The sequence below is a fragment of the Rhodococcus sp. NPDC003383 genome (assembly GCF_053589115.1).
The window spans coordinates 19,859-29,966 of sequence record NZ_JBSFRG010000051.1; the positions used below are offsets into that span (position 1 = coordinate 19,859).

General features: G+C 69.3%; 10 protein-coding genes and 1 pseudogene. 5 read left to right on the forward strand and 6 right to left on the reverse strand.

The features are described from left to right. Positions 1-2: 2 nt before the first annotated feature. The gene (locus ACWDTS_RS27445; protein WP_197253418.1) at positions 3-839 is read right to left on the reverse strand and encodes a fumarylacetoacetate hydrolase family protein; all 837 of its coding nucleotides are present in this window, start codon (positions 837-839) and stop codon (positions 3-5) included. 125 nt (positions 840-964) lie between these two features. Between ACWDTS_RS27445 and ACWDTS_RS27450 the strand changes: the two genes are divergently transcribed. Then, positions 965-1,609, forward strand: coding sequence for an MBL fold metallo-hydrolase (locus tag ACWDTS_RS27450; protein ID WP_450119415.1), 645 nt, complete (start codon positions 965-967; stop codon positions 1,607-1,609). Here ACWDTS_RS27450 and ACWDTS_RS27455 read toward each other — a convergent pair. Continuing rightward, positions 1,606-2,079 (reverse strand): annotated as a pseudogene (locus tag ACWDTS_RS27455) (NAD(P)-dependent oxidoreductase); the annotation flags it as partial. The gene ACWDTS_RS27450 and the pseudogene ACWDTS_RS27455 overlap by 4 nt on opposite strands. On the opposite strand from ACWDTS_RS27455, the gene ACWDTS_RS27460 reads away from it, so the two are divergent. Further along, positions 2,065-2,199 carry a hypothetical protein gene (locus ACWDTS_RS27460; RefSeq protein ID WP_282581846.1) on the forward strand — a complete coding sequence of 45 codons (135 nt, stop codon included), beginning with the start codon at positions 2,065-2,067 and terminating at the stop codon, positions 2,197-2,199. The pseudogene ACWDTS_RS27455 and the gene ACWDTS_RS27460 overlap by 15 nt on opposite strands. On the opposite strand, the gene ACWDTS_RS27465 is transcribed toward ACWDTS_RS27460, so the two are convergent. After that, positions 2,196-3,839 carry an FAD-binding dehydrogenase gene (locus tag ACWDTS_RS27465; RefSeq protein WP_450119416.1) on the reverse strand — a complete coding sequence of 548 codons (1,644 nt, stop codon included), beginning with the start codon at positions 3,837-3,839 and terminating at the stop codon, positions 2,196-2,198. The genes ACWDTS_RS27460 and ACWDTS_RS27465 overlap by 4 nt on opposite strands. 52 nt (positions 3,840-3,891) lie before the next feature. Then, a complete protein-coding gene (locus ACWDTS_RS27470) occupies positions 3,892-4,593 on the reverse strand; it encodes a DUF2334 domain-containing protein (protein WP_197253420.1) in 702 nt (233 codons plus the stop codon). 119 nt (positions 4,594-4,712) lie between these two features. Between ACWDTS_RS27470 and ACWDTS_RS27475 the strand changes: the two genes are divergently transcribed. Together ACWDTS_RS27475 and ACWDTS_RS27480 are read left to right on the forward strand one after the other, a co-directional pair. Continuing rightward, entirely contained in the window at positions 4,713-5,873 is a 1,161-nt protein-coding gene (locus tag ACWDTS_RS27475; RefSeq protein WP_450119417.1) for a cytochrome P450, read from the forward strand. A gap of 80 nt (positions 5,874-5,953) precedes the next feature. Then, positions 5,954-8,071: an oxidoreductase gene (locus ACWDTS_RS27480; protein WP_450119418.1), complete on the forward strand. Its 2,118-nt coding sequence runs from the start codon at positions 5,954-5,956 to the stop codon at positions 8,069-8,071. 30 nt (positions 8,072-8,101) lie between these two features. Here ACWDTS_RS27480 and bluB read toward each other — a convergent pair whose 3' ends face one another. Both bluB and ACWDTS_RS27490 read right to left on the reverse strand, forming a co-directional pair. Then, positions 8,102-8,773 (reverse strand): 5,6-dimethylbenzimidazole synthase, encoded by a 672-nt coding sequence (bluB, locus tag ACWDTS_RS27485; protein ID WP_197253424.1) that lies wholly within the window; start codon positions 8,771-8,773, stop codon positions 8,102-8,104. A gap of 9 nt (positions 8,774-8,782) precedes the next feature. Beyond that, a complete protein-coding gene (locus tag ACWDTS_RS27490) occupies positions 8,783-9,277 on the reverse strand; it encodes a glutathione peroxidase (protein WP_450119419.1) in 495 nt (164 codons plus the stop codon). A gap of 255 nt (positions 9,278-9,532) precedes the next feature. On the opposite strand from ACWDTS_RS27490, the gene ACWDTS_RS27495 reads away from it, so the two are divergent. After that, positions 9,533-9,994: a VOC family protein gene (locus ACWDTS_RS27495; RefSeq protein ID WP_248673600.1), complete on the forward strand. Its 462-nt coding sequence runs from the start codon at positions 9,533-9,535 to the stop codon at positions 9,992-9,994. Positions 9,995-10,108: the final 114 nt, after the last annotated feature.

Genomic DNA, 10,108 nt, shown 5'->3' on the forward strand with positions numbered 1-10,108 from the left:
GGCTACTGCTCCGCGACGATCTCGTTGCGCAGGACCCCGAGGCCGGTGATCTCGACCTCGACCACATCGCCGGGATTCAGCAGCGCCGGCGGGTCCATGAACAGGCCCACACCACCCGGGGTTCCGGTGACGATGATGTCGCCGGGCGCGAGCGGGGTGAAGGTCGAGATGTGCTCGATCAACCGGTCGATCGGGCAGCGCATGTCCGCAATCGTGGCCTTCTGGCGCTGCTCACCGTTGACCCGCGTCTCGAGGGTGCATTCCTGAATGTCCTCGATGTCGGCGGCCGGCACGAAGTACGGGCCCATCGCGCCGGTGCGCGGGAAGTTCTTCCCCGGGATCCACTGCGTCGTGGCGCGCTGCCAGTCACGCACGGTGAAATCGTTGTAGATGCTGTAGCCCGCGATCACCGACTGCGCCTCCGCAGCGGGAACCTTGAAGGCCGGAGCGCCGATGACCACGGCGAGCTCACCCTCGTAGTCGAACTGGGTGCCCACCGCCGGGATCTCGACCGGGACCAGGTGACCGGTCTGGGAGTCGGCAAACCGCGTGAACAGGGTCGGGGCACCGACCTCGGCCTTACCGGTCTCCTCCAGATGCGACCGGTAGTTGACGCCCACGCAGATGATCTTGGCGGGGTTCGGCACGGCCGGCAGGAAGGAAACCTCGGACTCCTCGGCAACGGGCTCGAGGCCGTCGACCAGCGAATCGCGCAGCAGACCCGCGGCTATGGCGTCGCGCAGGGAAGCGGCCACGTCGGCGCCGTTCACGCCCAGGTCGTAGACCTGCCCGTCGACCACGGCACCCCAACTCTGACGACCCTCAACCTCGAAACTCACGTACTTCACAATCACATCTCCTCTGAAGAATGTATTTTCACCACAATAGTACGTCAGTAGTTAAGCAAAATATAGTCGATCGCGGAAGGTGCCGGGCGGCGAGCAGGTGGGAGATACTTGCGCCCATGCGACTGACCCACTTCGGACACTCCTGCCTGCTCGTCGAACACCGCGGCGCGAAGATCCTGTTCGACCCGGGCACCTTCTCGCACGGCTTCGAGGGCATCACCGGGCTCGACGCGATCCTGGTCACGCACCAGCATCCCGACCACGCCGACGCCGCGCGCCTGCCCGCCCTGCTCGACGCGAACCCCGACGCGAAGCTGTTCTCGGATCCGCAGTCCGCGGACCTGCTCGAGGGTGGCTGGACCGCGGTGCGCCCGGGTGACACGTTCGAGATCGGCGAGCTGACGATTCGCGGCACGGGCGGCCGGCACGCCGTCATCCATCCGGATCTGCCGGTCATCGACAACACCGCGTTCCTGCTCGGCGACGACGAGAACCCGTCCCGGCTGCTGCATCCCGGTGACTCGCTGTACATCCCGCACGAGCGCGTCGACGTCCTCGCACTCCCGTCCGCGGCGCCGTGGCTGAAGATCTGGGAGGCGGTGGATTACCTGCGCGCGGTGAATCCGCGGGTCGCCGTCCCGATCCACCAGGCCATCATCGCCGAGCAGGCCAACGGCATCTTCTACGGTCGCTACAGCGAAATGGCGCCGGAGGGAACGGAATTCCGCGTCCTGCCGCACGAATCCGACATCGAGGTCTAGGACACCGCGACGGTGGTGCGCCGGTAGGTGCCGTTTCCCGCCGCGTCCGCGAGGACCTTCCCCACCTCGCGGCGGGAAACGTGCCACCTCGAGATCGCGCCGTCGACCGTGGCCGTGGCGGTGCCGTCGGCGGGTTCGTCGGTGAGGTTCACCGGCTGCACGACGGTCCAGTCGAGACCGCTGTCCCGCACGAGGCCGTCCTGGACCTCGGTGTCGGCGATCTGGGGTCCGAGCAGGAGCTTGAACATCAGGCTGTAGCGGAGCGGCAGCCTGCCCTGCGTCTCCCCCACGCCGTACGACGTCTGCACCACGAGCCGGGGCACACCGTGGCGGCGCATCGCGTCGATCACGTTGCGCGTTCCCCGCGAGCGCACGTCGAGAGGGGTGTGGGCCGGTCCGCGTGCCCGGACTCGCAGCGGGTTCTCGCTGATACCGAGCGTGACGACGACCGCGTCGTGGCCCTGCACGGCAGCGTCGACGTCCTCGGGTCGCGTCGCATCACCGCGTCGGACGGATTCGCGCGGGCGTTCAAGCGGGTCACGGGCGTCTCACCCGGATCGATGCGACGCCCGGCTGCTGCGGAAACCTAGCGGGCCGCGGCTCGACCCGCGGCGCGCCCGGAGAAGATGCAGCCGCCGAGGAACGTACCTTCCAGCGAGCGGTAGCCGTGCACGCCACCGCCGCCGAACCCGGCGACCTCCCCGGCGGCGAACAGGCCGTCGAACACGCTGCCGTCGGATCGCAGGACCCGCGACGACAGGTCGGTTTCGAGACCGCCGAGGGTCTTGCGGGTGAGCAGATGCAGCTTCACCGCGATGAGCGGTCCGGCCTTCGGGTCGAGAATGCGGTGCGGCGCCGCGATCCGCGCGATCTTGTCGGGCAGGTAGGCGCGTGCCGCGCGCATCGCCGCGACCTGCAGGTCCTTGGTGTACTTGTTGGCGATCTCGCGGTCGCGAGCCTCGACCACCGACCGCACCGTCGCGTAGTCGAGCGGGGCTTCGGGTGCCAGTTCGTTCATGCCGGCGACGAGGTCTGGGAGGTTGTCTCGCACCACGAAGTCGACGCCGCGCTGCTTGAACGCTTCGACCGGTCCGGGGGCGCCGGATCGGACGCGCTGCAGCAGCAGCTTGATGTTGCGACCGGTCAGGTCCGGGTTCTGTTCGGATCCGGACAGGCCGAATTCCTTCTCGATGATCTTCTGGTCGAGCACGAACCAGGTGTGGTCGTGGCCGGTGGTGACGATGTGCTCGAGGGTGCCGAGCGTGTCGAATCCGGGGAACAGCGGCACCGGCAGTCGCTTGCCGGTGGCGTCGAGCCACAGCGACGACGGGCCGGGCAGGATGCGGATGCCGTGGTTCGGCCACACCGGGTCGTAGTTGGTGATGCCTTCGGTGTAGTGCCACATACGATCTCGGTTGACGATGTTCCCGCCGGCCTTCTCGGTGATCTCGAGCATGCGGCCGTCGACGTGGGCGGGCACGCCGCTGAGCATGTGCTTCGGCGGGGTACCGAGCCGCGCCGGCCAGTTCTTCTTGACCAGGTCGTAGTTGCCACCGATGCCGCCGGACGTGACGATCACGGCGCCCGCGCCGAACTCGAAGTCGCCGACGGCGGTGCGGGACGACTTCACGCCGCGCGCCGCGTCGGTCGGTTCGAGGACGGTGCCGCGCACGCCGGTGACCGCACCGTCGGTGACGACCAGTTCGTCGACCTGATGGCGGTACTTCACAGTGACGAGGCCGCGGTCGGCGGCGGCGAGCACCTTGCGGGCGAAGATCTCGACGAGCCCGGGGCCGGTCCCCCACGTGATGTGGAATCGGGGCACCGAGTTGCCGTGGCCGCCGGCGTCGTAGCCGCCGCGTTCGGCCCAGTTGACCATCGGGAAGATCTTCAACCCGCGCTGCGCGAGCCACGCGTGCTTCTCCCCCGCGGCGAACTCGACGTACGCCTGCGCCCAGCGGCGCGGCCAGCGGTCCTCGACCTCGCGGTCGAAGCCGGCTGTGCCCATCCAGTCCTGCAGCGCGAGGTCGTAGGAGTCCTTGATACCCATGCGACGTTGTTCGGGACTGTCGACGAAGAAGAGCCCACCGAACGACCAGAAGGCTTGTCCACCAAGGTTGTTCGCGTTCTCCTGATCCACCAGGATCACCTTGCGCCCGGCGTCGATCAGCTCCCCGGTCGCCACCAGCCCGGCGAGACCCGCCCCCACCACGATCACGTCTGCGTCCATGTCCGCAGACACTACCGGCCGGTCCCGGTACGACGGGAGAGGTCGAACGGCATCACGCGACGTGGCCGAGAGCCCGCGGCTGCCAGCGGTACACGGTCGGCTGCGCGTCGTGGTGCAGCGCGATGTCGACGGCGTCGACGATGGCCTGCCGCGGTCCGGGTTTGCTCAGTTGCGGCCCGGAGATCGCCAGGCGCAGCAGTCCGCCGCGCCGCGCGACCCGCGCGGCGCCGATGACCATGGCGCGGCACCACCACGGTTCGGCGCGCGCCCCGTCGCCGATCCCGAACACGCGCGCCTGCTCCACGGTGCCCCGGTCGAGGTCGTGCACGCCGGTGGCGTCGGCCAGGAGGCGGAACCCGGTCTGCGGCAGTGCGGCGACCGCCCCGGCCGAGGCGACCCAGCGGGGCGGGGCGAACAGCCGGGTGCGCAGTCCCGTTGCCTCGAGCACGCGATCGGCGGCGAGCAGCCGCAGCCGCGCCTCGTGCTCGCGCAGCGCCGAGAATTCGGCGCGGCGGCGTTTCGTCGCGGCCTGGTCGTAGCCGTGCAGCACGATCGCGTCGCCGTCTTCCCGGCGTTCGAGGAGCCATTCCTGGGTCGCCGGGTCGCGCACCAGCCGGTAGTGGTCCTTCAGCCGCGGCGCCACGAGCAGCGACAGCGGCACTCCGCGCGCATCCATCTCGCGGGCGAACCTGTCGACCGCTTCGCGGGTGACATCCCGGATTCCCGACACCGACACGATCAGTTCCGTGCTCACGACGATCACGATGCCCGGCGCGGATGAACGGAGATCGTCCTCCGGTTGAAACCTGCGCGACGAGAGCAGCGCGGTGGGCACACTGGGATCGGATCCGTTGCCGACCGGAGCGAGGTGTCATGTCCGATCAGAGCGAACCGCACGTGGATTGGGACCCGCGTTCCCCACAGGTGCAGGCGGATCAGATCACCGCGTACGACGAGATGCGCGCCCGCTGCACCGTCGCCTACAGCGCCTACCGCGATTGGACGGTGTTCCGTCACACCGATGTCGTGGCAATCCTCGACGACCCCGCGACCTTCAGCAATGCGGTGTCGTCGCATCCGTCGGTGCCCAACGGCATGGACCCGCCGGAGCACACGTCGTTCCGGGCGATCAACGACCGGTACTTCACGCCCGACCGCATGCGCGCGTTCGAACCGGCGTGCCGCGAGGTGGCCCGCGACCTGATCGACGCACTCGGGCCCGGCGAGGCCGAGATCATGTCCGGCCTGGCCGAACCGTTCGCGAACCGGATCCAGTGCCGGTTCATGGGGTGGCCGGACCGTCTGCACGAGCCGCTGCGCGAATGGACGCGCAAGAACCGGGAGGCGACGCGCGCCCTCGACCGGGCGGCGATGTCGGCGATCGCGCTGGAGTTCGACGGCTACATCCGCGAACAGCTCGACGAGCGCCGTGGTCGGCCGGCGACCGGGACTCCCGACGTGACCGCGGAGCTGCTCGGCGAGCGGGTCGACGGCAGGCCGCTCACCGATGCCGAGCTGGTGTCGATGATCCGCAACTGGACGGTCGGCGAGCTGAGCACGATCGCTGCGTGCGTCGGCATCCTGGTCGCGTTCCTCGCGTCGAATCCGGAGGTCCAGAAGCATCTGCGGGCCGAACCCGACCGGATCGGTGCCGCGTGCGACGAGATCCTGCGGATGCAGGCACCGCTGATCGCGAACCGCCGTCGCACCACCCGGGAGGTGACCGTCGCGGACCGCCGCATCCCGGCCGGGGAACGGATCATGGTGCTGTGGGCGTCGGCGAACCGCGACGAGGCCGTCTTCGGTGACCCCGACGAGTTCCGCCTCGACCGCGACCCGGCCGCGAACCTGCTTTACGGACGCGGCATCCACAACTGTCCGGGTGCGCCGCTCGCGCGACTCGAGCTCACCGCACTGGTCGACGAACTGCTCGCCGCGACCACGAACATCACCGCGACCGGCGCGGTTCCGGAGCACGCGGCGTATCCGGCGGGTGGGTTCACGCGGGTGCCGGTCGTGCTGACCCGCCACTGAACAACTCCCACCGAACGACGAGGTCCCGTTCACCAAGACGGCCGCCCGGTCCCGTCGTCGGATCGGTTTAGCGTCGGCCCGTGACGACCCGCCAGAAGACGTACCCGCATCTGCTGTCCCCCGGCACCATCGGCCCGATCACCCTGGCCAACCGGGTGGTGATGCCCGCGATGGACATGAATCTGTGCGTGGACGGTGAGATCGAGCAGGGCGACATCGATCATTTCGCGGCGCGCGCCGCGGGCGGCACCGGGCTGATCATCACCGGATGCTGCGCGGTCGCGTATCCGATCGGGTGCGCGAGCACCAAGGAACCGGGCCTGTCCGAGGACCGGTTCATCCCCGGCTTGAAGTCACTGGCGGACGCCGTGCACGTGGCCGGCAGCAAACTGTGCGTGCAGATGACCCATCACGGCAAGGTCGCCCGGATCGACACCGTCCAGGACCGTCCGCTGCTGGTGCCGTCGACGCCGCAGGCCGGCCCCGACATGAGCGCGCTCGCCGACAACACCGGCGAGGAACTGCAGAAGATGGCGAGCGTCGTACAGGGCAAGCAGGCCACCTACCACGAGGCGGACGACGACGACATCCCTTGGCTGATCAAGTGTTTCGCCGATGCCGCGGCTCGCGTGAAGGCCGCCGGCGGCGATGCGGTCGAAATCCATTGCGCGCACGGCTATGTGCTCGGGGCGTTCCTGTCCCGCGCCGACAACCGGCGCACCGACGAGTACGGCGGCTCGCTCGAGAACCGGGCACGGCTGGCGTGCGAGGTGATCCGGGCCGTCAAGGACGAGGTGGGCGACTCGCTGGCGGTGATCGTACGTGTCGCCGGACGCGAGTACGGGGAGGCCGGCGCATTGACCACCGCCGAGGCCGTGCAGGCGTCGATGCTGTTCGAAAAGGCCGGCGCGGACGCCATCCATGTCACCGGATGGGCCCGGAATCCGTTCTCCAACTTCACCGACGGTCCGCTTCCGAACACGGTGGGCGCGTACACCGACCTGGCCGCGGAGGTGAAGCGGGCGGTGTCGATCCCGGTGATCGCGGTGGGCCGGATGCTTCCCGAGGTAGGTGAGCAGACCATCGCCGACGGCAAGGCGGATTTCGTCGCGATGGGCCGCCAGCTGCTGGCCGATCCCGATCTCGTCGGCAAACTGAAGGCCGGAACCCCGGAGCAGGTGCGTCCCTGCATCAATTGCTATGTGTGCGTTCAGGAGAACTTCTGGGACGGCACCCCCGTGTGCGCGGTGAATCCGGCGCTGGGCAACGAGACGCTGGTGCCGTTCGTGCGGACCGCCGCCGCGAGGCGGGTCGTCGTCGTGGGTGCCGGGCCCGCGGGTCTCGAGGTTGCGCGCATCGCAACCGAACGCGGCCATCACGTCACGGTGCTCGACAAGACTGATCGGCTCGGCGGCACCCTGTGGTTCTCGACGCTGACCACCCCCGACAACGAGCGCCTGCTGAACTGGCTGACCGCCGAGGTCCGGCGGCTCGGCATCGACGTCCGGTTGAAGACCGAGGCCACCGCGGCGTCGATCCAGGCACTGAACCCCGATGTCGTGGTGATCGCGACCGGCGCGGTGCGCGAGCGCCCGGGTGTACCCGGGGGCGATCTGCCGCACGTGCACACCGGCGACACGCTGCGGGCGTTGATGACCGGCAGCGGTGATGTTTCCGGTCAGCCGTGGTTCCTGCGGACGGCGGGCAAGCTCGGTGCGCTGTCGGGAATCACGAAGCGGCCCGGTGCAGTTCGCTCGGTGACCCGCAAGTTCCTGCCCGTGGGCCGGAACGTCGTGGTGATCGGTGGCTCGCTGGTGGGCCTCGAACTCGCCGAGTTCCTGGCCGAGCGGGGCCGGCAGGTGACGCTGCTGGAAGAAGGTCAGCAGCTGGGTGTGCCGATGGCGATGCCGCGGCGCTGGACCGCGGTTCGTCATGCCGGGGAGGTCGGGGTGACCGTCCACCGGCACGCGACCGTCCAGCGCATAACCCCGGATGCGGTCGAGTTCCGGGTCGGTACCGAAACCGTCACTGCCCCTGCCGATCTGGTCGTGATGGCGTCGGGGGTGTCGGCGGCGGCGCCGCTCGCCGACGACCTCGCCGGGTCCGGGACGGACGTGCGGGTCGTCGGCGATGCGGACAACGTCGGATACATCGAGGGCGCGATCCATTCGGCATGGAAGATCGCGACCGCGCTGTGACCCGGGCGGCTGCGACTCGGGCTGCCGGACTCAGGCTTCGGCGGTGTCCGGCGTGTCGTAGGCGCCGCCGAAGCGGTCGCGGTGCACGGCGTCGGTCAGCGGACGGCCGCGGCGCCAGCCGAAGCGTTCCAGGTCCGGTACCTCCTGGAGACGGGTGACCGGCCCGACGCACAGCCACGCGATCGGCCGCACCGCGCCTTCCGCACCGATGAACTCGGTGAGGAACGGTTCGTCGTAGAACGACACCCATCCGACGCCGAGCCCCTCCGCGGTCGCGGCGAGCCACAGGTTCTGGATCGCGAGGACCGCGGAGAACAACCCGGAGTCGTCGATGGTGTGCCGGCCCAGGATGTGCTTACCGCCGCGTTCCGGGTCGTAGGTGACGACGATGCCGGTACGGGACTCGACGATCCCCTCGATCTTGATGGGGTCGAAGGTGCGGCGGCGGTCCTCCGGGAGCGAATCGGCGAACGCCTGGCGGCATCCGGCGACGTGCTCGGCGAACGCTTCGAGCCGCTGCCGGTCCTGCACGACGACGAAGTCCCAGGGCTGGGTGTTGCCGACGCTGGGCGCGTGGTGGGCCGCGGCGAGGATGCGCCACAGCACATCCTCGTCGACGGTTTCACCGGCGAACTCGGCGCGCACGTCACGGCGCATGCGGATGATGTCGTACAGCGCGTCGCGCGCTTCGTTCGAGAACATGGCTTCAGGTCAGACCGGCAGCACGGCCTCGATCGCGGCGACGACCTCGGGGGCGTCCGGTTCGGTGCGCGGACGGAACCGGTCGACGACGGTGCCGTCGGGTGCGATCACGAACTTCTCGAAGTTCCACTGGATGTCCCCGGCCTCGCCGTCTGCGTCGGCGTGCTTGGTCAGCTCCGCGTACAGGGGGTGCCGGTTCTCGCCGTTGACCTCGATCTTCTCGAACAGCGGGAAGGTGACGCCGTAGGTGGTGGAGCAGAACTCCTGGATCTCCTCGGCGGTGCCCGGTTCCTGGCCCATGAACTGGTTGCAGGGCACACCCACCACGATCAGGCCGCGGTCCGCGTAGTTCTTCGCCAGCTGTTCCAGCGCCGTGTACTGCGGCGTCAGGCCGCACTTGGAGGCGACGTTGACGACGAGCAGCGCGTGGCCGTCGAATGCGGCGAGGGACGTGGGCTCACCGGCGAGGGTGTTGATCGCGATGTCCTGAAGAGGTGTGGTCATGCGGACCAACGTAGTCGGCCCGCTGTGATTGCGGAGTTTGCTCGGTGCACGAATCCCGGCCACGTTCCCGGTCGCATCGGTTTCCTCCCGGCCGGCGGATCGACTCACAGCGCGGCACGATCGGATACGCTCCGGCGGTCACCAGGTATCTCGACCGGTACCGCGAACTGCCCGATCCGGTCCGGCCCACCTACCGTGCCAGCCGCACCCAGGTCGACAGCGCACAGCCCGGACAACCACACCGCAAGGAAGTTCATGGAGATCAAGGAACTGGGCCATGTCGTCCTCTACGTCCGCGACATCACCCGCTCGGCGCACTTCTACGGCGAGGTCCTCGGCTGGCGCCGGCTGACGGCGGACGGTGCACCCGCGATGCCGGTCGCCGCGTTCTCCGCACCGTCGAACCGAACCCATCACGAACTGCTACTCATCGAGGTCGGGCCCGACGCCGCCGCCCTGCCCGCCGGACGCCGGGTGGGGATGTACCACTTCGGCCTGAAGATCGGCGACAGCGACGACGAACTGCGCGCGGCCCTGGCCCAGTTGCGGGAAGCCGGGGTTCCGATCCTCGGGGCCAGCGATCACGGCATCACCCACAGCCTCTACATCGCAGATCCCGACGGCAACGAGATCGAGCTGTACATCGACGTTCCCGACGTCGACTGGCGCTCCGACCCGTCCCTCCTCTACTCCCCCGTCAAGCCGCTGCGCCTGTGACCGGACCCCGGACACAGGCGCGGGCCGGGGGGCGGGGGGGGGGGGGGGCGGCGGGGGGGGGGTCGGGGGGGGCGTCCCGGCGTCCGTCTTGCGCAGCGGGTGCTTGAACGGGAC

What these genes read in the sequence shown, in the direction of transcription:
- ACWDTS_RS27450 (WP_450119415.1), top strand. Translation starts at nt 965, where the DNA reads ATGCGACTGACCCACTTCGGACACTCCTGCCTGCTCGTCGAACACCGC.
- ACWDTS_RS27465 (WP_450119416.1), bottom strand. Translation starts at nt 3,839, where the DNA reads ATGGACGCAGACGTGATCGTGGTGGGGGCGGGTCTCGCCGGGCTGGTG.
- ACWDTS_RS27475 (WP_450119417.1), top strand. Translation starts at nt 4,713, where the DNA reads ATGTCCGATCAGAGCGAACCGCACGTGGATTGGGACCCGCGTTCCCCA.
- bluB (WP_197253424.1), bottom strand. Translation starts at nt 8,773, where the DNA reads ATGTTCTCGAACGAAGCGCGCGACGCGCTGTACGACATCATCCGCATG.
- ACWDTS_RS27490 (WP_450119419.1), bottom strand. Translation starts at nt 9,277, where the DNA reads ATGACCACACCTCTTCAGGACATCGCGATCAACACCCTCGCCGGTGAG.
- ACWDTS_RS27495 (WP_248673600.1), top strand. Translation starts at nt 9,533, where the DNA reads ATGGAGATCAAGGAACTGGGCCATGTCGTCCTCTACGTCCGCGACATC.